Consider the following 22,631-nt stretch of genomic DNA (forward strand, 5'->3'; position numbering starts at 1 on the left):
AAAGGTGGTACGAGGCCGGGCTCACAGCCGGGGCGCGATCTCTTCGGCGAAGATGCGGTGCCGTTCGGCGGCCGGGAGATGGCAGGCCGCGTGGTGCCCGGGCGCGGCTTCGACCAGCACCGGCACCTCGCTCGTGGAGCGTCCGTCGGTCAGGGCGGCGTACGGGCAGCGCGGGTGGAAGGCGCAGCCGGACGGCACGTTGATCAGGCTGGGCGGGGTGCCCTTGACCGGGACGAGGCGGTCCTGGAGTTCGCGGTCCAGACGCGGCATGGAGCCCAACAGGCCCCAGGTGTAGGGGTGTTCGGGCGCATCGAAGAGGGTCTCGGCGGGGCCGCGCTCGATGCACTTGCCGCCGTACATGACCAGGATGTCGTCGGCGAGTTCGGCGACCACCCCGAGGTCGTGGGTGATGATGATGACGGCCGAGCCGAACTCCTCCTGGAGGTCGCGGATGAGGTCCAGGATCTGCGCCTGGACGGTGACGTCCAGGGCGGTGGTGGGCTCGTCGGCGATCAGCAGCGAGGGGTCGTTGGCCAGGGCCATGGCGATCATGGCGCGCTGGCGCATGCCGCCGGAGAACTGGTGCGGGTAGTCGTCCACCCGGCGGTCGGGCTGCGGGATGCCGACCCGGTCGAGCATCTCGACCGCGCGGGCCCGGGCCTGCTTCTTGGACGCCCGGGGGTTGTGCACCCGGTACGCCTCGACGATCTGCGCCCCGACGGTGTAGTAGGGGTGCATCGCGGTCAGCGGGTCCTGGAAGATCATCGCCATCTCGCGGCCGCGCAGTTGGCGCACCCGCTCGGGGCCGGCCGCGATCAGGTCCTCGCCGTTCAGCCGGATCTCGCCGGTGATCCGGGCCCGCTTGGTGCGGTGCAGACCCATGATGCCGAGCGAGGTGACGGACTTGCCGGAGCCGGACTCGCCGACGATGCCGAGGGTGCGGCCCTTGTGCAGGTCGAAGCTGACCCCGTCCACCGAGCGGACCAGGCCGTCGTCGGTGTCGAAGTGGATCCGCAGGTCGCGGACGGAGAGGAAGGGGTCGCCGGCCGGGGTCCGGGCGGCGGCTTCCGCGGTGTTCTGGAGCTCGGTCACGAGAGCCTCACCCGGGGGTCGACGAGTGCGTACAGGAGGTCGACCACGAGGTTGCAGGCGACGATGAAGAAGGCGGCGAGCAGGGTGACGCCGAGGATCTTGGGCAGGTCGTTGTCGGCGATCGCCTGGACGGCGAACTGGCCGACGCCCGGGAGCGAGAAGACCTGCTCGGTGATGAGGGCACCGCCGAGCAGCAGGCCGAGGTCCATGCCGAAGATGGTGATGACGGGTGTCAGCGCGGCGCGCAGTCCGTGCCGGGTGACGACCTTGCGCTCGACCAGGCCCTTGGCCCGGGCGGTGCGGATGTAGTCCTCGCTCATGGTCTCCAGCATTCCGGCGCGGGTGAGCCGGGCGTAGAGCGCGGAGTAGAGGAAGGCCAGCGAGATCCACGGGAGGATCAGGTTGCGGGCCCACATCAGCGGGTCGTCGGTGAAGTCGACGTACTGGAGGTTGTCCAGGATCGGCCACTCGTAGCTGAACAGGGTGAGCAGCAGCGCGCCGGTGAAGAAGACCGGCAGCGAGACGCCGGCGAGGGAGATGCCCATGGCGATCCGGTCGAAGACCGAGCGCGGCTTGAGCGCGGAGACGACGCCGGTGGCCACGCCGGAGACCAGCCAGAGCACGGCCGCGCCGATGGCGAGCGAGAGGGTGATCGGGATGCGCTTGGTCAGCTCGGGCCAGACCTCCAGGTGGTTCTTGAAGGAGTAGCCGAAGCAGGGGACGCGGCAGGTGACCGGATCCGGGCCGAACTTGTACTCGGCACCGCTGACCAGGCCCTTGAGGAAGTGCCAGTACTGGGTGTACAGCGGCTGGTCGAACCCGAGGTTCTTCTTGACCGCGGCGATCGCCTCGGGGGACGGGTTCTTCCCGACGTACTGCGTGGCCAGCTGGTCGGCGGTCTCGCCGGCGATGCGCGGGAGCAGGAAGAAGATCGCGAAGGTGACCGCGCTGACCACCAGCAGCAGTACGACGGCCGCGAAGATCCTGCGGATGATGTAGGCAAACACAGTTGGGCGGCTCCGGCGGCCCGCCGCCGTCCGGGATCTGCCGGACGTCGGCGGGCGGCCGCTGCCTTCACCTGCCTTCAGGGATGTGGAGCCAGGCTCTTTACTTGGTGGTGCCGATGTTCAGGTAGTCGTACTCACCCGAGAAGCCCGAGGTGGACACCAGGTTGGTGGCGCTGTCCGGGCGGTACAGGAAGACCTTGAAGTAGGTCAGCGGGACGTAGACCGCCTGGTCCATGATCTTCTTGTCGATGTCGCCGTAGATCTTCTCGCGGGCCGACTGGTCGGGGTTGACGATGGCGTCGTCGAGCAGCTTGTTGATGCCGGGGTCGTTCAGCTGGGCCAGGTTGCTGTTGCCGGAGGCCTTGATGGCGCGGCCGTCGGCGATCTGCTGCAGGAAGCCGTAGCCGGTCGGCCAGTCGGCGCTCCACTGCATCATCATCAGACCGATGTTGTGGTCCTGGGTGAACTGCGGGACACCGGCGGCGTCCGAGAAGTACTTGCCCTGCGCGTACTTCTGGATCTCGACGTTGATGTTGATCTTCTTCAGTGCGGCCTGGATCGCGGTCGCCGCCTGGACCTCCGGGTCGCGCTCGGTGCGGGCGGTGATCACCGTGCTGAAGCCGTCGGGCTTGTTGCAGGCCTTGAGGGCGTCCTTGGCCTTGGCCTCGTCGCCCTTGCTGCCGTTGGTCTCCCAGGTGTTGAAGTCCTGGTGGCCCGGGACGTCCGGCGGGAGCACGGTGTTGGCGATCTGGCCGCGGATCGGGCCGCCGAGCGTGGTCTGCACCGAGACCTTGTCGATCGCGTACTGGACGGCCTTGCGGCACTCCAGGTTGTCGAACGGCGCGACCTTGGTGTTGATCGCGACGTAGGCCAGGCGGCCGCCGAAGGCGTTGTCGGTGTTCGCCTTGAGCTTCTGGTTCTGCAGGATCTGCGCCTGGGTCTGCGGGTCGACGCCGCTGCCGACCAGGTCCACCTGGGCGTTGCCGGCGATCAGGTCCTTGTCGATGGTGGACTGCTCCATGCCCATCCGGACCACGATCTTGTCCGCGAGCTGCTTGCGGATCGGGTCGGTGCTCGGGTCCCAGTTGGTGTTCGGCACCAGGGTGAGCTGCTTGCCGTCCTCGTAGGACTCGAACTTGTAGGAGCCCGAGGAGACCACGTGCTTCACGTAGCCGGCGCCGTCGTCCTTGGCCTGCGGGACCGGGACCGTCTGCGGGGCGCCGACCAGGTAGTCGAAGTCCGCGAACGGCTGCTTCAGGTGGAAGACGATGGTCTGGTCGTCCGGCGTCTCGATCGAGTTCAGACCCCCTTCCTTGTCCTTGTACGGGCCCTGGTACGGCGTCGCGTTGTCGACCAGCAGCTCCTGGAAGTACGTCGGGCCGTTGGAGTTGACGTCCCGCGCGAAGTTGGAGCGCTCGACGGCGTACTTGACGTCCTTCGAGCTGATCGCGGTGCCGTCGTCGTACTTCAGGCCCGCGCGCAGCTTGTACGTCCAGGTCAGGCCGTCCGCGCTGACCTTGCCCAGGCTCTCGGCGAGGTCCGGGACCAGCTTGTTGCCCTGCGCGCCGGCGCCCGGGGCGAAGGTCGTCAGCGGACGCCCGTACAGGCGCGAGAAGTTGTAGATGTAGGCGTAGTACGTGTTGCCCGGGTCGAAGGAGTCCGGGCCGCCCTTCATCTCGTAGGTGACCGTCCCGCCCTTCTTGTCCGAGGCGTTGACGATGCCCTTGGTGGCCGCGTCGGTGCCGCCGCCACCGGCGCTGGCGCCGCTGGCGGAGGAGGACGAGCCGGAGCTCTTGCTGCTGCCGGACGAACAGCCGGTCACGACCAGGACCGCGGCGGCTGCCGTCGCGATCACGGCGACGGTACGGGACCTACGCATGGGTGAGATCAACCCCTTGAGGATGTGGAGGGAGAAGGGCTCTGACGCGACGTCAGTTGTTCTTGGGATCCAGGGCGTCACGCAGACCGTCGCCGAGCAGGTTGAAGGCGAGCACGGTGAGGAAGATCGCCAGCCCCGGAACCACCATGTACTGGGGGTCCACCTGGTAGTACCTGATCGCGTCCTGGAGGATCCCGCCCCAGGAGGCCTGCGGCGGCTGGATGCCGACGCCGAGGAAGCTGAGGCCGGCCTCGAAGAGGATGTTCGTCGGGATCAGCAGGGTCGAGTAGACCAGGATCGGACCGACCAGGTTCGGCAGCAGTTCCTTGAACAGGATGAACGGGCCGCGGGCGCCCAGGCTGCGGGCCGCGTGGACGAACTCCCGCTCGCGCAGCGACAGCGTCTGTCCGCGCACGATCCGGCCCATGTAGGGCCAGTTGAAGAAGCCGATCACGAAGATCAGCACCATGATGTGCAGCGGGAGGCCGTGCAGGCCGAACGCGCCGCCCTGCAGCGAGGTCGAGATCGCGATGGCGAAGAGCAGCAGCGGGAAGGCCAGGAAGACGTCCATGATCCGGCTGATCAGGGTGTCCACCCAGCCGCCGTAGTAGCCGGCCATCACGCCGAGCACGGTGCCGATCGTGTTGGACAGCAGGGTCGCGCCGAAGGCGACCAGCAGCGAGACCCAGGAGCCCTCGATCACGCGGGCGAGCAGGTCCCGGCCCTGGAGCGGGTCGACGCCGAGCGGGTGGTCCCAACTCATCGCGCCCCAGTCACCGAGCGGAATGCCGCCCAGGTTGGCGTCGAGCAGGTCCTGGTTCAGGGCGTCCGGGTCGAGGCCGAACAGCCCCTCGATGGGCTTGGCCAGTACGGCCAGCAGGATCAGCAGGATCACCACGACGCCGCCGGCGACGGCGAGCTTGTCCCGCTTGAAACGGGTCCAGGCGATCTGGCCGAGGGAGCGGCCCTCGATCTTCTTGGCCGGGCTCGCGGGAGCGGGCGCCCCCGGTTCGTTCCCGGTGGTTGCAATGGGTGCGGTCATGGTCAGTTGGTCCCCTCGCCGACGGTGGCCGGCCCACGGGCGCCGGTCACCGGTTCGGCGGTACGGCTGCGGACGTGCGGAGGTGCTTGGAACGGGTGTTCGCGGCAGTACGTCGTGCACGGGTACTGCCCCAACGCGGGATGGGCTTCGCGTGGTTCTGGCGGTCGGCGTGCGCGTTCACCTTCGTGGGGTTCCCAGTACGCGCGGTGCGTTGCGCAGAACTCTCTGCCATCCGAACTGGCTTGCGCCAGCCCTGACAACCGACAGATGCCCAACTGTGATCTGTACGCATGCGCCTCCCGATCCTCGGTATATCCCTCTTCACGCGGCTGTAACAGGCATGTCAAGATTTCGGACGGTACCGGCCGGAAGTTCGTCCGGAAAACACCGAAGCCGACCTGATGTGAAATCAAGTCGGCTTCGTGAGAAAGGTTTTGGCGCTCAGCGCCCGGGGTATCCGGGCCACGGCTGCTGCGGCTGCCCGGTCCAGCCCTGCGCGGGCGGCTGCGTGCCGTAGCCGTACCCCGGCCCCTGCTGCGCGTGGTACGACGGGGGCGGCACCGGCGGATAGGGGCCGGTCGGCGGCCGGCCGCCCTCCCGGTCGAAGAACGGGCGTGCGTGGGCCCGCATCCACAGCGCCACCGGGTCGTACTCGTCCGCCATCGCCACGGTCGACACCGCCAGCCCCTCCGGGGCCACCGCGATCGCCCGCTGCATCAGCGCCCGCACCGCCTCCACCGCCGGCGGCGAACTCTCGTACAGCTCCAGGCCGATCGCCAGGTACGGCTCCCCCACGGCCGGCTGCACCCAGGCCCGGCGCAGCGCCCGCACCGCGCGCACCTCACCGGCCTGCCGCTCCAGCAGCGCGAAGAACGGCTGGGCGTTCACCTGCGGCTCACTCAGCTTCAACGGCCCGGCCGGCAGACGCTCCAGGCCCGCGGCGACCCGCCGCAGGTCCGCCCAGGGCACACCGACCCCGCCGCCGGGCGCGTGCGGGTTGAGCCACAGACCCCAACGGGTCCGGTACAGCGAAGCGGCGATCTCCCGCCCGGAGATGACCTCGTGGGCCCGCGCCCAGCCGGACGCCGCCAACTGCTCGGACGAGGTGACGGCCGGCGCGTAGCCGTGGCCGCTGATCTCCATGTTCCCGTACTGGGCGTCCGCGCTGCCCGGCGTGCCGTGCCACAGCAGCATCCAGACCCGGCCGTCGGCCAGCGCGTGCAGCAGTTGCTCGTACGCCTCGTAGCGCTCCGGCGCGACCTCGCGCAGGGCGCGCTCCAGCACGCCCGGATCCGCTCCGGGGAGCCCGGCGGATGCCTGGCCCCAGGGCCCCGGTGCGCCGCCCGCTACCGCTCCCGCACTCATGCGCCCACCTCGCCGCGCCTCTTTCCTCAACCCTGCCGGTCCGTCGGCCGTCTGCACGCACCCTATGGCGCGGCACCGGCCACCGCCACGGCGACGTGCCTTCGATCCGAACCCCGCTCAACCCCGCGCGTAGAAAGGGGGTACCCGGGTGAGCAGCCACTCGACCACCGGGTCGTCGACGAGATCGAGCAGTACGAGGTGGACGCCCCCCGGCAGCGGCACGGTTCCCAGCGCGCGGCCGAGCGCCTCGTTCACCGCGCCCGGGTCGGCCGGGGCCGCCTGGTCCAGCTGGACGCCCACGAACATCACGGTCGGCTCGCCCTCGATGCTGGCGAGCGCCCGGCGGGCGGTCAACACCCCGGGCAGGGCCGACAGTTCGGCCCGGCAGGCGGCCAGGAAGTGCTCCGGATCCTCCCCCGGCACCGGCTCGCGCAGCGCCACCCGGCCACCGGTCGGCGCCTCCTGGCCCTGGTGCTGGTGCTGGCCCTGGCCCTGGCCCTGGCCCTGGCCCTGGTGCGGCCCCTGCTGGTGCTGCTCCTGCTCCGCCCGGCGCTCCTCGCGCGGGCCGCGCCGCAGCTCCGCCACGCCCTGCGGCGGCACCGGGATGCCCACCGCCGCCTCCGGGTTGACCGCGATGCCCACGCCCAGCGGCAGCCCGCGGGCGAACTCCCAGGCCGGCGCCACCGCGAAGGCCATCCCCGGTGCCTGCCGCAGGAACACCTCCTGCGAGGAGAACACCGGTACGTACGGTTCGCCGGCCAGCTCGATGGTCGGCAGGTCCAGCGCGGGCCCCTGCGGGTCACCCCCGGCCGGCAGCGGGATCCACACCTGGCTGCGGGCCAGCACCTCGATCACCCGCGGCGTCGCCCCCGGGTCGCCCAGCGCGGCGGTCAGCACCTGCTCCAGCTCGTTGGCCGGCCACCCGCCGCCCGGCGGCGCCGACTCCGGCCCGCCCCACCCCTGCTGCTGCTCCACCGGGTACCCCATGCGCGCCTGATCCGCCCTCTGCCGGTCGGCCGCCCTCTGCTGCGCCGACGCGCAGCAGTCTAGGGCTGCGTCCGGGGTAGCGCGGTGTGACCGGGTCCCCTCTCCCGCCGTCGGCGCGGACGTGCCATGATGTGCGCGTTCGACGGCGCGGCGCGCCGGCGGACCGACAACTCCATACTGGCCGCTCGAACCCGCGCGGGAGAGCCCGGAGTGCCCCGTCAGGCGGCACAGCCGGCGCCGAAGGAGCAACTCCTCCCCGGAATCTCTCAGGCCCCCCTACCGCACGGGTTAGGCACATCTGGAAAGTGGCGCACGGCCCTGCCGCACGCCCACCCACGGTGCAAGCCACCACGCTGTCCTGGATGCTGGAAACAGCTTCGGGCAGGTGGGCGGTGAAGCTCTCAGGTTCGACGACAGATGGGGAGACCCACGCCGCCGCATGCCCGCGCGCAGGGTCGGCCCCCGTGCGGGTCCGGTTCCGGCGCGTGCACCCATGAGTGCCCCGACCGAGGAGTTCCAGGCCATGTCGTCCCCCCGCCTCACCGCGCTCGACTCGCTGCACCGCGCCCTCGGCGCGACCATGACCGACTTCGCCGGCTGGGACATGCCGCTGCGCTACGGCAGCGAGCGCGAGGAGCACCTCGCCGTCCGCACCCGGGCCGGGCTGTTCGACCTCTCCCACATGGGCGAGATCACCGTCACCGGCCCGCAGGCCGGCGAGATGCTGGACCACGCGCTGGTCGGCTTCGTCTCCGCGCTGGGCGTGCTGCGCGCCCGCTACACCATGATCTGCGCCGAGGACGGCGGCATCCTGGACGACCTGATCGTCTACCGCCTGCGCGAGGACGCCTTCCTGGTCGTCGCCAACGCCTCCAACGCCCAGCTGGTGCTGGACGAGCTGATCGCCCGCGCCAAGGGCTTCGACGCCGTCGTCACCGACGACCGCGACACCTACGCGCTGATCGCCGTCCAGGGCCCGGAGGCCACCGCGATCCTGGCCGGGACCACCGAGGCCGACCTGCCCGGTCTGAAGTACTACGCGATCCTCCCGGCCCAGGTCGCCGGCCGCGACGTGCTGCTCGCCCGGACCGGCTACACCGGCGAGGACGGCTTCGAGATCTTCTGCAACCCGGGCGACGCCGAGGCCGTCTGGCAGGCGCTGACCGCCGCCGGCGAGGGCCACGGCCTGGTCCCGTGCGGCCTGTCCTGCCGCGACACGCTGCGCCTGGAGGCCGGCATGCCGCTGTACGGGCACGAGCTCTCCACCGACCTGACCCCGTTCGACGCGGGCCTGGGCCGGGTCGTGCGCTTCGACAAGACCACCAACGAGGGCGCCTTCGTCGGCCGCAAGGCACTGGAGAGGGCCGCCGCCGAGGCCGAGGCCAACCCGCCGCGGGTGCTGGTCGGTCTGGTCTCCGAGGGCAAGCGCGTCCCGCGCGCCGAGTACACCGTGGTCTCCGCCGACGGCGCCCCGATCGGCCGGATCACCTCGGGCGCCCCGTCCCCGACCCTGGGCAAGCCGATCGCGATCGCCTACGTGGACGCGGCCCACGCCGCCCCCGGCACCGCCGTCGCGGTGGACGTGCGCGGCAAGCACGAGCCGGTCCAGGTCGTGGCGCTGCCGTTCTACAAGCGCGCCCGCTGAGGCCGGGGGCCGCGCCCGCCGGGGCCCCGCTTTCCCGACAGACCCGCGTCGAAGCCGTCCGTGCGGCGGCCCGCTTCGTCGTACCCGCTTCCCATCCTGGAGAATGACGCCATGAGCAACCCCCAGCACCTGCAGTACACCAAGGAGCACGAGTGGCTGACCGCCGTCGAGGGCGGTGTCTCCACGGTCGGCATCACCGCCCACGCGGCCGACGCGCTCGGTGACATCGTCTACGTGCAGCTGCCCGAGGTCGGCGCCGACGTGACCGCGGGCGAGTCCTGTGGCGAGCTGGAGTCCACCAAGTCGGTCAGCGACCTGTTCTCCCCGGTGACCGGGAAGATCGTCGAGATCAACCAGGACGTCCTGGACGACAACAGCCTGGTCAACAGCGCCCCGTTCGAGGGCGGCTGGCTGTTCAAGGTCCAGGTGGAGTCCACCGACGAACTGCTCAGCGCGGACGAGTACACCGCCTTCATCGGCGGCTGACCCGCTCGTGACGGGGCGGCCGCAGCGCGGCGGCCCGCCCCGCCAGGCTCCCCCCTCCTGCTCCCGTCTCTCTCCTCCCGGGAAGACCACACCATGACGGTTCTGAACCAGTCCCTGCACTCCCTCGACCCGGAGATCGCCGCCGCGGTCGACGCCGAGCTGCACCGCCAGCAGACCACCCTGGAGATGATCGCCTCCGAGAACTTCGCCCCGGTGGCGGTCATGGAGGCCCAGGGCTCGGTACTCACCAACAAGTACGCCGAGGGCTACCCCGGCCGCCGCTACTACGGCGGCTGCGAGCACGTCGACGTGGTCGAGCAGATCGCGATCGACCGCATCAAGGCCCTGTTCGGCGCCGAGCACGCCAACGTCCAGCCGCACTCGGGCGCGCAGGCCAACGCCGCCGCGATGTTCGCGCTGATCAAGCCGGGTGACACCATCCTGGGCCTGGACCTGGCCCACGGCGGTCACCTGACCCACGGCATGAAGATCAACTTTTCCGGCAAGCTCTACACCGTGGCCGCCTACCACGTGGACGAGAAGACCGGCCAGGTCGACATGGCCGAGGTCGAGCGCCTGGCCAAGGAGCACCAGCCGAAGCTGATCATCGCCGGCTGGTCCGCCTACCCGCGCCAGCTGGACTTCGCCGCGTTCCGCCGGGTCGCCGACGAGGTCGGCGCGCTGCTGATGGTGGACATGGCGCACTTCGCCGGCCTGGTCGCCGCCGGTCTGCACCCCAACCCGGTGCCGTACGCGGACGTGGTCACCACCACCACCCACAAGACCCTGGGCGGCCCGCGCGGCGGCGTCATCCTCTCCAAGGCCGAGTACGCCAAGAAGATCAACTCCGCGGTGTTCCCCGGCCAGCAGGGCGGCCCGCTGGAGCACGTGATCGCCGGCAAGGCCGTCGCCTTCAAGGTCGCCGCGTCCGAGGAGTTCAAGGAGCGCCAGCAGCGCACCCTGGACGGCGCCAAGATCCTCGCCGAGCGCCTGCTCCAGGCCGACGTCACCGAGGCCGGCGTCTCGGTGCTGTCCGGCGGCACCGACGTGCACCTGGTCCTGGTCGACCTGCGCAACAGCCAGCTCGACGGCCAGCAGGCCGAGGACCGCCTGCACGAGGTCGGCATCACGGTCAACCGCAACGCCGTCCCGAACGACCCGCGCCCGCCGATGGTCACCTCCGGCCTGCGCATCGGCACCCCGGCGCTCGCCACCCGCGGCTTCCAGGCCGAGGACTTCCGCGAGGTCGCCGACATCATCGCCGAGGCGCTCAAGCCTGCCTTCGACGAGGACACCGCCACCGCGCTCAAGGCCCGCGTCACCGCGCTGGCCGAGAAGTACCCGCTCTACCCGAACCTCTGATCACTCCGGTGATCGTTCGGGCGGGGTGACCGGCGTCACCCCGCCGCGGCACCTGGGATCCCGGGGCACCGCGCACACTGGACAGTGCGCGCGGTGCCCCGACCCGTGTCGTCCCCCGCCCGCCAGTCCTTCCACGAGACAGACAAGGACGTCCCCCGTGGCCCTCAGCGTCTTCGACCTCTTCTCCATCGGCATCGGCCCATCGAGCTCCCACACCGTCGGCCCGATGCGCGCCGCCCGGATGTTCGCGCGGCGCCTGCGGTCCGAGGACCTGCTCGCCTCGGTGGCGAGCGTGCGCGCCGAGCTGTACGGCTCGCTGGGCGCCACCGGCCACGGCCACGGCACCCCGAAGGCCGTCCTGCTCGGCCTGGAGAACAACTCCCCCCGCACGGTCGACGTCGACCAGGCGGACAAGGACGTCGAGCGGATCACCACCGAGAAGCGGCTCAACCTGCTCGGCACCCACCCCATCGACTTCGACCCGGGCACCCAGCTGGTCCTGCACCGCCGCCGCTCGCTGCCGTACCACGCCAACGGCATGACCATCTGGGCGTGCGCGGCGGACGGCTCCACGCTGCTGGAGAAGACCTACTACTCGGTCGGCGGCGGCTTCGTCGTCGACGAGGACGCCATCGGCGCGGACCGGGTCAAGCCCGACGACACCGCGCTGCGCTACCCCTTCCGCACCGGCGAGGAGCTGCTGCGGCTCACCCGGGAGACCGGGCTGTCGATCTCCGGCCTGATGCTGGAGAACGAGAAGGCCTGGCGCTCCGAGGAGGAGATCCGGACCGGGCTGCTGGAGATCTGGCAGGTCATGCAGGAGTGCGTGCGGGCCGGCATGTCCCGCGAGGGCATCCTGCCCGGCGGCCTCAAGGTCCGCCGCCGCGCCGCCGCCGCCGCCCGCGCGATGCGCGCCGAGGGCATCGGCCCGGCCAACGCGATGGAGTGGGTGACCCTCTACGCGATGGCGGTCAACGAGGAGAACGCCTCCGGCCGGCGGGTGGTCACCGCGCCGACCAACGGCGCGGCCGGGATCATCCCCGCCGTCCTGCACTACTACCTGAACTTCATCCCGGGCGCCGACGAGGACGGCATCGTCCGCTTCCTCCTCGCGGCCGGCGCCATCGGCATGCTCTTCAAGGAGAACGCCTCCATCTCCGGCGCCGAGGTCGGCTGCCAGGGCGAGGTCGGCTCCGCCTGCTCGATGGCCGCCGGCGGCCTCGCCGAGGTCCTCGGCGGCACCCCCGAACAGGTCGAGAACGCCGCCGAGATCGGCATCGAGCACAACCTCGGCCTCACCTGCGACCCGGTCGGCGGCCTCGTCCAGATCCCCTGCATCGAGCGCAACGGCATGGCCTCCGTCAAGGCCGTCACCGCCGCCCGGATGGCGCTGCGCGGCGACGGCCGGCACCACGTCTCGCTCGACAAGGCGATCAAGACGATGAAGGAGACCGGCGCCGACATGAAGATCAAGTACAAGGAGACCTCGCGCGGCGGCCTCGCCGTCAACGTCATCGAGTGCTGATCACGCCCGCTGTCGCCTGAGCCCCTGGACGGGACCCGTCCAGGGGCTCTCGGCGCGGGGGGCTTCGGCGCTGCGAGGGGCTTCGGCGCTGCGGGGCGCCCGGCCCGAGACGACCCGGCGCGCCCTCGCAGCGGCGGGCGAGGTTCAGCCCGCCGGCGCCGTGGTCGACGCGCCGTCCCGGGACCCCTGGTCCGCAGCCTCGGCTGGGTTCGGCCGCGGGTTCGGGCGGGCCAGGCAGGCGACGGCGATGGCGGCGACGGCCAGGACCACCCCGCCGGCCACGGCGCCGTGCAGGCCGCCGGTGACCGCCTCCCCCACCGCGTCCCGGACCCCGGCCGGCAGCCCGGTGAGCGCGGCGGGGGTGAGTTCGCCGCCGCCGGTCAGCCGGGCGCCCTGGTCGGCGCCGAGCCGCTCGGTGAGGACGTCCGTCATCCGGGCCGTGTAGACGGCGCCGAACGCCGCCATGCCGAGCGAGCCGCCGATGCTGCGGAGCAGGGTGACCACCCCCATCGCGGCGCCCATGTCCCGGGGCCGGACGGCGCCCATCGAGGTCAGCATGGTGCTCTGCATCAGCAGGCCGATCCCGATCCCGGCGACGGCGGTGAGCCCGGAGGCCACGGCCGTCGGGGTGTCGGTGTCGAGGAGCAGCAGCAGCGCCGCGCCGACGAGCGCCAGGACGCCGCCGATCAACGGGTAGCGCCGCTCGCCGCCCGGCTCGCCCATCAACCGGGCGGTGAGGAGTTGGGCGCCCATCATGCCGAGCATCAGCGGCAGCAGGAGCAGGCCGCCGGTGGTCGGTGAGGCGCCCTGGACGAACTGCAGGTACTGCGGCAGGTAGCCGACCAGGGCGAGCATCACCGCGCCGGTGAGGAAGCCGAGGATCTGGGCGACCGTGAAGTTGCGGTCGCGGAACAGGGCGGGCGGGATCAGCGGTCCGGGCGCGCGCCGCTCCACCCGGGCGAACCAGGCGAGCGCCGCCGCCGCGACGACCGCCGCGCCGAGGATCCGGGGCGAGGTCCAGGAGTAGGTGACGCCGCCCCAGCTGCCGATCAGGGTGAGGGCGAGGATGCCGGTGGTCAGCAGGACCACCCCGGCCCAGTCGAACGGCGCGCGGACGCGTTCCGTCCGCAGCCGGACGCCGAGGCCGACCGCCGCCAGCGCGAACAGGCCCACCGGCAGGTTGACGTAGAACGCCCAGCGCCAGCTCAGCCGGTCGGTGAGGAAGCCGCCGAGCAGCGGCCCGCCGACGAAGGCGATCGGCATCAACACCCCGATCACCGACTGCACCCGCCCCCGGTCGCCGGCCGGGAGGAGCACCCCGATCACCGAGAGCGCACCGACCATCAGCCCGCCGGCGCCGACTCCCTGGACCGCCCGGAACGCGATCAACTCGCCCATGTTCTGCGACAGTCCGGACAGCACCGAGCCGACCAGGAACACCAGCACCGCCCACTGGTACGCACCCTTGCGCCCGTACAGGTCGCCGAGCCTGCCCCAGAGCGGGGTGGCGGCGGCGGAGGTGAGCAGGTAGGCGGTGACCACCCAGGAGAGGTGGTCCAGCCCGCCGAGGTCGCCGACGATGGTCGGCAGCGCGGTGCCGATGATCTGCCCGTCGAGGGCCGAGAGGAAGATGCCGAGCATCAGCCCGACGATGCCGAGCAGCGGCGGCTTGGGGCGCTCCTCGACCGGTACCGTCTCCATCGTTCGTCCGCCTCCCGGTCGCCGGAGCGGATCAGGCCACGAACGGGCGGACGCGCCGGGCCTCGCGCAACGCCTCGGCCCACCAGGCGAGTTGGTCGAGCATGGTCTTGGCGGCGGCGTCCGCGGCCGGGTCCTTCGGCTTGCCGTCGGCGTCGAAGCACTGGGCGGCGCCGTGGAAGCTGACCGTGTTGCGAATCGTCATGGCGTTCACCTCGGCCAGGACCACCCGCAGTTGCTCGACGGCGCGCAGACCGCCGGAGAGGCCGCCGTAGGAGACGAAGCCGATCGGCTTGCCGTGCCACTGGCCGTTGTGCCAGTCGATGGCGTTCTTCAGCGGGGCCGGGAAGCTGTGGTTGTACTCAGGCGTGACGACCACGAAGGCGTCGGCCGCCTCCAGGCGGGGCGTGACGGCGGCGAGCAACTCGGCGGCCCCCGGCTCCAGTTCGCCACCGAAGGACGGGAAGGTGGTCGGCAGCGGGGTCTCGACCAGGTCGATCAGGTCGGCGGTCATGTCTCCGCGCGCGCCGAGATGGCCGAGCAGCCAGTCGGCGACGACCGGCGCGAACCGGCCGCTCCTGGTGCTGCCGACGATGACCGCGACCTGCAGGCCCTTCTCCGCGATGTCCGTGGACATGGCTATCCCCCTCCGGGACGATGCGTACACCGTATCTGTTGGATACAACGTACACACCGGCGCGTACGCCGTCCACTTCCGATACGCCGTACACGCCGGTGATACGGTGAGAGGACCCCAGCCGCAAGGAGCCCGCCGCCATGCCCACCCAGCAGGCCCCCACCGGGGACGACGACCAGGCCAAGCCCCAGGCCTCGCTCTGGGAGCGCCTCGCCCGCCCGGCCCCCGCGCCGCGCACCACCCTCACCCCGCACCGGATCGCCGAGGCCGCGGTCGCGATCGCCGACGCCGAGGGCCTCGACGCCGTCACCATGCGGCGGCTCGCCACCACCCTCGGCGTCGCCCCGATGGCCGCCTACCGGTACGTCTCCGGCAAGGACGAACTCATCGACCTGATGGTCGACTTCGTCTACGGCGAACTCCCCCTGGACGCCCCCGCCACCGGCTGGCGCGACACCATGCACACGCTGGCCCTCCACCTGCGCGCCATGAACCTGGCCCACCCGTGGATCGTCCGGGCCGCCGCCCTCCCCCTCACCCCCAACCAGCTCGCCATCCCCGAACGCGCCTTCGCCGCCCTCGCCGACCACGGCCTGGACGCCGACACCACCATGGCGGTCTTCCGCACCGTCATCGGCTACGTCCAGGGCTCCGTCGCCGCCGAGATCGCCCTGCACACCCTCCAACGCGACCACGGCTGGTCCGACGGCGACGAAACCCGCGCCGGCCTCGCCTCCCGCATGTCCTTCCTCATGGGCACCGGCCGCTACCCCAGCTACCAGCACTACCTCCACGAGGCCACCCGCAAGGACGACCCCACCTGGCAGTTCGAAACCGGCCTCGACTGCGTCCTCACCGGCATCGCCACCCACCTCAACATCTGAGCGCAGCCCTCAGGCAGAGGAAATTATGTAGACCGGTCTACATTCCCCGCGCCTCCATGCCCCCTCCATGCGCAGGAAGTCGACCCAGCCGACTTCCCGCGCAGGCGGCCGGGTCAGCGCCGGCGGCGGGGGTTGGCGGGAAGGGCGAGGGCGGCGAGGCCTGCGGCGAGGATGGCGAGGCCGCACCAGGAGGCGGCGGGGAGGCGTTCGCCGAGGACGGCGACGCCGAGGAGGGCGGCGACGGCGGGCTCGGCGAGGGTGAGGGTGGTGGCGGTCTGGGCGGAGGTGCGGCGCAGACCGTGGCCGAAGAGGCGGTAGGCGAGGAAGGTGGTGATCACGGCGAGGTGGAGCACCACCGCCGCGCCGCGCGGCGAGGCGAGCCACCGCAGGTCACCGAGGAACAGCACCGGCAGGACGAGCAGCCCGGCCGCGCCGAACATCGCCCCCATCACCCCGGCGGACGGGTGCCCGCGCGTGATGAGTTTCCCGCCGATGAGCGAGTACGCGGCGTACGAGAGGCCGGAGAGCGCGGCCAGCGCCACCCCCACGACGTCCACCGCCGCACCGCCGCCGGTGAGTTCGGGGCCCAGCACCAGGACGGCGCAGCCGGCGACCGCCGTCGCCGTGGCACCGGCCCACCGGCCGCTCGGCCGCCCCTGCCGGGTGAGCCAGCCGAGCAGGCCGGTGAAGACGGGGGCGCTGCCCAGCGCGATCACGGTGGCCACCGCCACCCCGGTGCGGGCCACCGCCGGGTAGAAGGTGACCGGGTAGCCGACCACCGCGACCGCGCCGACGACGAGTTGCCACCGCTCCCGGCGGCCGCAGGCCCGGGGCAGCGCGCGGGCGCTGCGGGTGGAGAGGAAGAGGAGGAGGCCCCCGAGGACCAGCGCGGCGGCGCCGATGCCCGCCGAAGGGGCGCCGTCGGGCGCGAGGGAACTGGCGGTCCCGGTGGTGCCCCACAGCAGTGCGGCGATCAGGATCGGGACCGGCCCGCCGAGGGGGCCGGTGCGGCGGGCGGCGGGGGTCGGCCGGGTGGGCGCGGGCGTGGAGGTGCGGTTCGGCCCGGAGGTGCGGTTCGGCCCGGAGGTGCGGTTCGGCACAGTCGTGAACTTCCGTCGTCGAAGACCGTCAGGGGAACTGGTTTCGCAACGAGCACACACGTCAACCCCCTGGCGGCCGGAGCGGCCTCACCAGGGAGTGCGGGGATCAAGTCACCGGTGTGTGCGCCCGATCAGGCGCTGAGCGGTGGCAGCACGACGCGCCAGTACAGGTTCACGGGCCCGATGCTACCCAGGCCGGGAGAACAGCGTCCGCGCCCGGTCGCGGAAGGGGGCCCTGGAGTCCCTCCCACCCGGCTGATCGTGAATATTCACAGGCAACGGCGTGAACCTATGCAAATTCCAAAGGTGAACTAGGTTACAAACCTTTCAATCCAAGTCGACCGGTTTGCCCACATGCTGAGATCCGTGCGATAGTCGAAGCAGCCCAACGGCGGGCGGCACAGCCCGCCGGCCTGGGCGTGGAGACTTCGGCTGGCCCGACCTGGCACGGCCGACGCCCATCGCGCGGCACGCACCCCCTTGGCCGGCGCGATGACTTGCAGGGGCCCCCATCCGCCGGACCACGGCGACTTCGGGGGCCCTGCGCGTTTTCCGGGGAAGGCCCGGCAGTCCCTGCCGACCCGGCCGACCCGGAAGGGTCAGTGCCGCTCGCGGACCTTCAGTTCGAACCAGACGCCCTTGCCGCGCGGCAGCAGGTCGGCGCCCCAGCGGTCGGCCAGGTCGTCGATGACCCGCAGGCCCCGCCCCCGCTCGGTCACCGGCTTCGGCTCGGCGAGGATCATGCAGGGCAGCGCCCGGGAGGAGTCGCGGACTTCGACGCGGAGCCAGCCGGGCTTGCGGATCACCTGGAGTCCGATGGTGCGTCCGGCGGCGTGCCGGACGGCGTTGGAGACCAGTTCGCTGGTGAGTAACTCACCGGCCTCCAGGTGCTGGTGGAGATCCCAGGACTCCAGAACCGACAGCACCAGCCGGCGGGCCACCGGGCCGGTCTCCGGCCGGGACGGCAGTCGTACCTCGTTCGGCACGGACTGATCGCTCAGCCTGCCGCAATACATCTCCTCCAGTTCCTCCGAGCTGAGCCGTTCCAGCGCCGCCAGCGCGCCCTGGACATCAATCCACGACGCCTCGGCGACCAATCCGGCCCCGGGAACTGATGACTGATCTGTTTCGCCCCAACCCGCCATGCGGTCCATCATTGCGGAACGCAAGCGGCCGCGTACGGACAATGAGCAAACGATCTCCTCCGAGTCGGCATATGCCGCGTGCAAGGAGAACCCGAGGGGAACCCGAGGAGAGGGCCAGGCGGGGGCCGGGCGGGGGCCGGGCGGGGGCCGGAAGCAGGCAACCCGGGCCGCGTCCACGTCAAGCCCGGGTTGCCACGGAACCGCCCCGACCAGGGCGGTTACCGGTCGGTCCGCTGGTCGGTCTACCAGGCGCTCCAGGGCAGGTTCCAGCCACTCAGGCCGTTCGCCGGGTCGAGGGTCTCCTTCTTGGTGGAGTTCTTCACGACCACCACGTCGCCGACGAGCGAGCCGTCGTAGAACTTGCCCATCGAGGTGGAGTCACCGCCGCCCTTGACGTCCTTGAGGCCGACGCAGCCGTGGCTGACGTTGTCCTCGCCGAAGACGTTGCTCCAGTAGTTGCCGTGCACGTAGGTGCCGCTCTCGGTGAGCCGCATCGAGTGCGGCACCTGGAGGTCGTACGGGGAGCCGGTCATGCCGGGGAGGGTGCTGGACTGCATCCGCACCACGCCCTCCTTGGACATGACGACCATGGTGCCGTTCCAGGTCGGGTGTTCGGGCGAGCCGGAGGTGATGTCGATCTCGGACGGTTTGCCGTCCAGTTCGACGGTCATCGTGTGCGCGGCGGCGTCAACCGTCGAAACTTGAGATCGCCCGATCGTGAAGGGCTCGTCCCGGTCGGTGCCGTACACCCCCGGGGCGATCTCGACGCTCTTGAGGCGGTAGTGCACGGTCACCTTGGTGCCGGGCTTCCAGTACTGCTCGGGGCGGAAGTCCAGCCGGCGGCTGTCGAACCAGTGGCCCTTGACCACGGTGCCGTTGTCGGTCTCGAAGGTGATGCCCTTGGCGACGACGTCCTTGTTCTTGACGTCCTTGCTGAAGTTCACCGAGACGATCATGCCGACGCCGTACGTCGCGTTGTCGTCCACGTTGTCGGCGGCCTTGGCGAGGGCCGCCGGCGTCAGCGTGGTGAAGCTGCTGTCCGCGGTGGCGACCACGCCGTTGGCGTCCGCGGCCATCGCGCTGACCTGGTAGGCGGTGCCCACCGCGAGGCCGGCCGACGGGGTCCAGCTGGAGCCGTCGGCGGCGATGGTGCCGGGCACCTCCGCGCCGGTCTTGTCGCTGACCTTGACGGTGGTCAGCTTGCCGCCGGTCGCGCCGACCTTGAGCGCGTTGGGTGCGACGTCCACTGTGCCGGCCTTGGGCTCGATGTTCACCACGGCCTGCGACACCTTCGGCGCCGCACTGCTCGCCGCCGCGGCACCCGGGGAGGCCGTTCCGGCGGCCGCGCCGGCCCCCAGGTCCGCCTTGGCCGCGCTCCCGCCCCCGCTACTGCTCCCGCCGCCGCACGCGGCCGTCAGCACCATCGCCCCGCCCACCAGACCGACGGCCACCACTCTGCGTATCGACCTCACGTCGATCCCTCCCTCAGAAACCCCACGAACCGAAACCCATGAACCGAAACCCACGCACCGCGAACCTACGAACCGCGAAACCCACGCACCGCGAAACCCTCGACCCGCGAAACCCCGTCAACGGAAGCCCCGTTCACGGGAAACCCCGCGAACACGACGGACCCGACCACTACACGCACCGGCCACCGGAAAGGTTGCGCCATGCGGGGGCCGGTGCGCCCCGAGAACGCGAGCGGCCCGACCCCAACGGGTGAGGATCGGGCCGCTCGTCTGCACCACGCCGACGAACCGGGACTATCCGGTCAGTCGGCGGGCAGGATCTACCAGTTCGCCCAGGCGACGTTCCAGCCGCCCAGCCCGTTGGAGGGCGCGACGGTCTTCTCCTTGCTGTTCACGACCTTGACCACGTCACCGATCATCGAGTCGTTGAAGAACTTGCCCGCGACGGAGGTGTCGCTGCCGCCCTTCTCGTCCGCCATCGCAACGCAACCGTGGCTGGCGTTGGACTTCCCGAACGGGTTGGCCCAGTAGTTGCCGTGCACGAAGGTGCCGGAGGTGGTCAGCCGCATCGCGTGCGGCACGTCCTGGATGTCGTACTCGCCGCCGAGGCCGACGGTCTGCGAGTTCATCCGGGTGACCTTGTCCTTGGACATGATCACCATGGTCCCGCCCCAGGACGGCGTCGCGTCCGCGCCCAGGGTGACCGGCACGGTGGTGCTCCTGCCGCCCCGCTCGATCGTCATCTGGTGCGTCTTGGCGTCCGCGGTGGCGATCTGGGAGCGGCCGACGGTGAACGGCTCGTCCTTGTCCACGTCGCCGTAGAGGCCCGGGGCGACCTCGACGCTCTTCAGCCGGTACTTGATGGTGACCTTGGTGTCCGGCTTCCAGTACTCGGCCGGGCGGAAGTCCAGCCGGTTGTCACCGAACCAGTGGCCCTTCACCTCGGTGCCGTTGTTCGTCTCGAAGGTGATGCCCTTGAGGACGGCGTCCTTGTTCTTGACGTTCTTGCTGAAGTTCACCGAGACGATCATGCCGACGCCGTAGGTGGAGCCGTCGCTGATGTTGTCGTTGGTGGAGACCTTCTTGTCCGGCGTCAGCGTGGTGAACGTCGTGGTGGACGCGGCCACCAGGCCGTCGGCGTCCTTGGCCTGCGCGTTCACCTTGTACGCCATGCCGACGGTGAGCGCGGCGGCGGGCTTCCAGCCGCTGCCGTCCGGGGTGATCGCCCCCTCGACCGGCTTGCCGTTCTTGTCGGTCACCTCGACGGTGGTGAGCTTGCCGTTCGCGACGGACACCTGCAACGCGTTGCTCGGCGCGACGTCCTGGGCACCGTCCTTCGGCTCGACGGCCAGCACCGCGGCCGAGGTCTTCGGCTCGGCCGACGCACCCGCCGGGGCCGCCGTCCCGCCCGCACCCGCCGTCGCCGCCGCCGCGTTGTCGCCCCCGCCGCCCGTACCGCCCTTGTCGTCTCCGCAGGCCGCGGTGAGCAGCAGCACCCCGCCCATGACCAACGCCATCGCACCCCTGCGGCCGTAGCGGCTGGTGGTGCGTATCGCGGCGTCGACCGTCTTCCCCGTCTTCACGGTTTCTCCCCTCCCGGTATTCACTCACTTGACGCGTCGAGTGCCCTCATGAGTTGCACCGGCGCCGATCTTTCACGCCGGGTCGGGGCGCGCCGGAGCAGGATAGCCGGGCCGCCTGAGCGAACCCCGAGGGGAGGTGGGTGGATCAGGGGTGAATCGACGGTGAAGATCGACTACTGCGCGGCGGGGCCAGCGGCGGGGCCAGCGGCGGGGCCAGCGGCGGAGCCGGGAACGGGACCGGAGACGGGGCCCGAGGCGGGGCCCGCGGCGGGTCCAGGGGCAGAGCCGACGGCAGGCCCGGCTGCCGGCCCGAGGGCGCTGCCCGCCACCCACTGCTCCCACGGCACGTTCCAGCCGTTGAGGCCGTTCTGCGGCGGCACGAAGTCCCCGGCGGAGGCCTTCACCTCCAACACGTCCCCCGGGATGGTGTGCTCGAACAGCCAGCCCGCCGGGGAGTCCTTGCTCGCGCCGCCCTTGGTGTCGACCAGGCCGATGCAGCCGTGGCTGGTGTTGGCGGTGCCGAACACCCCCGGATCCGCCCAGTAGTTGCCGTGCACGAAGGTGCCGGAGTTGGTCAGCCGCATCGCGTGCGGCACGTCCTTGATGTCGTACTCGTCGCCCATCCCGACGGTCTGCGAGTTCATCCGGGTCACCTTGTACTTCTCCGACACCACCATGACGCCCCGGTAGGTGGAGTGGTCGTGGCTGCCACCGGACACCTTGAGCACCCGCACCACCTTGCCGCCCTGGCCGGCCCGGACGGTCAGGGTGTGCGCGTCCAGGTCGACGGTGGAGACCTGGGCCCGGCCGACGGTGAAGTGCAGGTCCTTGGTCTGGGTGCCGAACTCGCCCGGCGCGCCCTGCACGTCCTTCAGCCGCAGCGCCACCGTCACCTTGGTGCCGGCCGCCCAGTACTGCTGCGGGCGGACGTCCAGCCGCTGGTTGCCGAACCAGTGCGCGGCCACCGGGACGGGCGGGTCGGCGCTCACCTGGACGGCCTTCTCCACCGCCGCCCGGTCGGTGATCGGCCGGCTGAAGCGCAGCGACACCGGCATGCCGACGCCGACCGTGGAGCCGTCCTCCGGGGTGAAGAAGGCGACGAAGGTGTGCGCCCGGGCCATCGTGGAGAACGCCGAGTGCTGGGCCGCCCGTTGGCCCTGGTCGTCCTCGGCGACGGCGTCCAGGGTGTACGCGGTGCCCAGCGGCAGCGGGCCGTCGGGCTTCCAGGTGGCGCCGTCCGGGGCGATCGTGCCGGGGAGCTCGGCGCCCCTGGCGTCGGCCAACCGGACGGTGACCAGCCGGCCCTGCGCCGCCGTCACCCGGACCGGGCCCTCCGGCGGCACGTCCTGGGCGCCGTCGGCGGGCAGCGCCGTGACGACCGCCCGGGACGGCGGCGGGGGCGGGGTGTGCGCCCCGGGCGCGGCGGCGTCCTGCGCCGGGGCCGCCGGGGAGCCGCCGCACCCCGTCAGGACGGCGAGGCCCCAGGCCACCGCCGCCGCCCGCCGCGCCCACACCCGTCCTCGGCGCCGCATTCCGGGGCCTCCCACTGTTCACGTCCGGTACCGGGAGCATCCGGTACCGGGCACCTCCGGTCACCGGGAACGCCCGATGCCGGGAACGTCCGGCACCAGGAGCGTCCGATACCGGGAACAACGAGGGCAATCACGGCGGGGACACGCGCAGCCGCGCGAAATCCCCCCATCCATCGGCCGCCATCCGCCG

The 22,631-nt window shown here is 71.4% G+C and carries 18 protein-coding genes and 1 riboswitch; of the genes, 5 read left to right on the forward strand and 13 right to left on the reverse strand.

The window, feature by feature from the left end:
* Positions 1–21: 21 nt before the first annotated feature.
* The 6 genes from ACIPLC_RS05890 to ACIPLC_RS05915 all read right to left on the reverse strand — a co-directional run bounded on the left by ACIPLC_RS05890 (position 22) and on the right by ACIPLC_RS05915 (position 7,372).
* Positions 22–1,092 (reverse strand): ABC transporter ATP-binding protein, encoded by a 1,071-nt coding sequence (locus tag ACIPLC_RS05890; protein ID WP_400471448.1) that lies wholly within the window; start codon positions 1,090–1,092, stop codon positions 22–24.
* The gene (locus tag ACIPLC_RS05895; RefSeq protein WP_400471450.1) at positions 1,089–2,099 is read right to left on the reverse strand and encodes an ABC transporter permease; all 1,011 of its coding nucleotides are present in this window, start codon (positions 2,097–2,099) and stop codon (positions 1,089–1,091) included. The genes ACIPLC_RS05890 and ACIPLC_RS05895 overlap by 4 nt, the downstream gene beginning before the upstream one ends.
* Before the next feature lie 100 nt (positions 2,100–2,199).
* Positions 2,200–3,978: an ABC transporter substrate-binding protein gene (locus ACIPLC_RS05900; protein ID WP_400471452.1), complete on the reverse strand. Its 1,779-nt coding sequence runs from the start codon at positions 3,976–3,978 to the stop codon at positions 2,200–2,202.
* 52 nt (positions 3,979–4,030) lie between these two features.
* Positions 4,031–5,020, reverse strand: coding sequence for an ABC transporter permease (locus ACIPLC_RS05905; protein ID WP_400471454.1), 990 nt, complete (start codon positions 5,018–5,020; stop codon positions 4,031–4,033).
* Positions 5,021–5,461: 441 nt separating this feature from the next.
* The gene (locus tag ACIPLC_RS05910; RefSeq protein ID WP_400471455.1) at positions 5,462–6,385 is read right to left on the reverse strand and encodes an enhanced serine sensitivity protein SseB C-terminal domain-containing protein; all 924 of its coding nucleotides are present in this window, start codon (positions 6,383–6,385) and stop codon (positions 5,462–5,464) included.
* Between the two features lie 117 nt (positions 6,386–6,502).
* Positions 6,503–7,372, reverse strand: a complete 870-nt coding sequence (locus tag ACIPLC_RS05915) for an enhanced serine sensitivity protein SseB C-terminal domain-containing protein (protein ID WP_400471456.1) — start codon at positions 7,370–7,372, stop codon at positions 6,503–6,505.
* A gap of 186 nt (positions 7,373–7,558) precedes the next feature.
* Positions 7,559–7,664, forward strand: a riboswitch (glycine riboswitch).
* A gap of 231 nt (positions 7,665–7,895) precedes the next feature.
* On the opposite strand from ACIPLC_RS05915, the gene gcvT reads away from it, so the two are divergent.
* The 4 genes from gcvT (at position 7,896) to ACIPLC_RS05935 (ending at position 12,390) form a co-directional block, all read left to right on the forward strand.
* On the forward strand, positions 7,896–9,017 hold the full coding sequence (gene gcvT / locus ACIPLC_RS05920) for a glycine cleavage system aminomethyltransferase GcvT (RefSeq protein ID WP_400471458.1): 1,122 nt from the start codon (positions 7,896–7,898) through the stop codon (positions 9,015–9,017).
* A gap of 111 nt (positions 9,018–9,128) precedes the next feature.
* Positions 9,129–9,503 carry a glycine cleavage system protein GcvH gene (gene gcvH, locus ACIPLC_RS05925; protein WP_350884663.1) on the forward strand — a complete coding sequence of 125 codons (375 nt, stop codon included), beginning with the start codon at positions 9,129–9,131 and terminating at the stop codon, positions 9,501–9,503.
* A gap of 93 nt (positions 9,504–9,596) precedes the next feature.
* Positions 9,597–10,865: a serine hydroxymethyltransferase gene (gene glyA, locus ACIPLC_RS05930; RefSeq protein WP_400471460.1), complete on the forward strand. Its 1,269-nt coding sequence runs from the start codon at positions 9,597–9,599 to the stop codon at positions 10,863–10,865.
* Positions 10,866–11,022: 157 nt separating this feature from the next.
* Positions 11,023–12,390, forward strand: a complete 1,368-nt coding sequence (locus ACIPLC_RS05935) for an L-serine ammonia-lyase (RefSeq protein ID WP_400471462.1) — start codon at positions 11,023–11,025, stop codon at positions 12,388–12,390.
* 144 nt (positions 12,391–12,534) lie between these two features.
* Here ACIPLC_RS05935 and ACIPLC_RS05940 read toward each other — a convergent pair whose 3' ends face one another.
* Positions 12,535–14,091 carry an MDR family MFS transporter gene (locus ACIPLC_RS05940; protein ID WP_400471464.1) on the reverse strand — a complete coding sequence of 519 codons (1,557 nt, stop codon included), beginning with the start codon at positions 14,089–14,091 and terminating at the stop codon, positions 12,535–12,537.
* Positions 14,092–14,122: 31 nt separating this feature from the next.
* Positions 14,123–14,725 carry an NADPH-dependent FMN reductase gene (locus tag ACIPLC_RS05945; protein WP_400471466.1) on the reverse strand — a complete coding sequence of 201 codons (603 nt, stop codon included), beginning with the start codon at positions 14,723–14,725 and terminating at the stop codon, positions 14,123–14,125.
* Positions 14,726–14,865: 140 nt separating this feature from the next.
* On the opposite strand from ACIPLC_RS05945, the gene ACIPLC_RS05950 reads away from it, so the two are divergent.
* Positions 14,866–15,609, forward strand: coding sequence for a TetR/AcrR family transcriptional regulator (locus tag ACIPLC_RS05950; protein ID WP_400471468.1), 744 nt, complete (start codon positions 14,866–14,868; stop codon positions 15,607–15,609).
* 113 nt (positions 15,610–15,722) lie between these two features.
* On the opposite strand, the gene ACIPLC_RS05955 is transcribed toward ACIPLC_RS05950, so the two are convergent.
* The 5 genes from ACIPLC_RS05955 to ACIPLC_RS05975 form a co-directional block, all read right to left on the reverse strand.
* On the reverse strand, positions 15,723–16,709 hold the full coding sequence (locus tag ACIPLC_RS05955; RefSeq protein WP_400471469.1) for a DMT family transporter: 987 nt from the start codon (positions 16,707–16,709) through the stop codon (positions 15,723–15,725).
* A gap of 599 nt (positions 16,710–17,308) precedes the next feature.
* On the reverse strand, positions 17,309–17,806 hold the full coding sequence (locus ACIPLC_RS05960) for an ATP-binding protein (RefSeq protein WP_244293363.1): 498 nt from the start codon (positions 17,804–17,806) through the stop codon (positions 17,309–17,311).
* A 290-nt stretch (positions 17,807–18,096) separates the two neighbouring features.
* Positions 18,097–19,326: an Ig-like domain-containing protein gene (locus tag ACIPLC_RS05965; RefSeq protein ID WP_400471471.1), complete on the reverse strand. Its 1,230-nt coding sequence runs from the start codon at positions 19,324–19,326 to the stop codon at positions 18,097–18,099.
* A gap of 320 nt (positions 19,327–19,646) precedes the next feature.
* A complete protein-coding gene (locus ACIPLC_RS05970; protein WP_400471473.1) occupies positions 19,647–20,909 on the reverse strand; it encodes an Ig-like domain-containing protein in 1,263 nt (420 codons plus the stop codon).
* Positions 20,910–21,082: 173 nt separating this feature from the next.
* Complete coding sequence (locus ACIPLC_RS05975; RefSeq protein ID WP_400471475.1) at positions 21,083–22,441, reverse strand: Ig-like domain-containing protein; 1,359 nt, start codon at positions 22,439–22,441, stop codon at positions 21,083–21,085.
* Between the last annotated feature and the right edge of the window lie 190 nt (positions 22,442–22,631).

It is taken from the genome of Kitasatospora sp. NPDC086801 (genome assembly GCF_044745805.1).
Lineage (GTDB): Bacteria > Actinomycetota > Actinomycetes > Streptomycetales > Streptomycetaceae > Kitasatospora.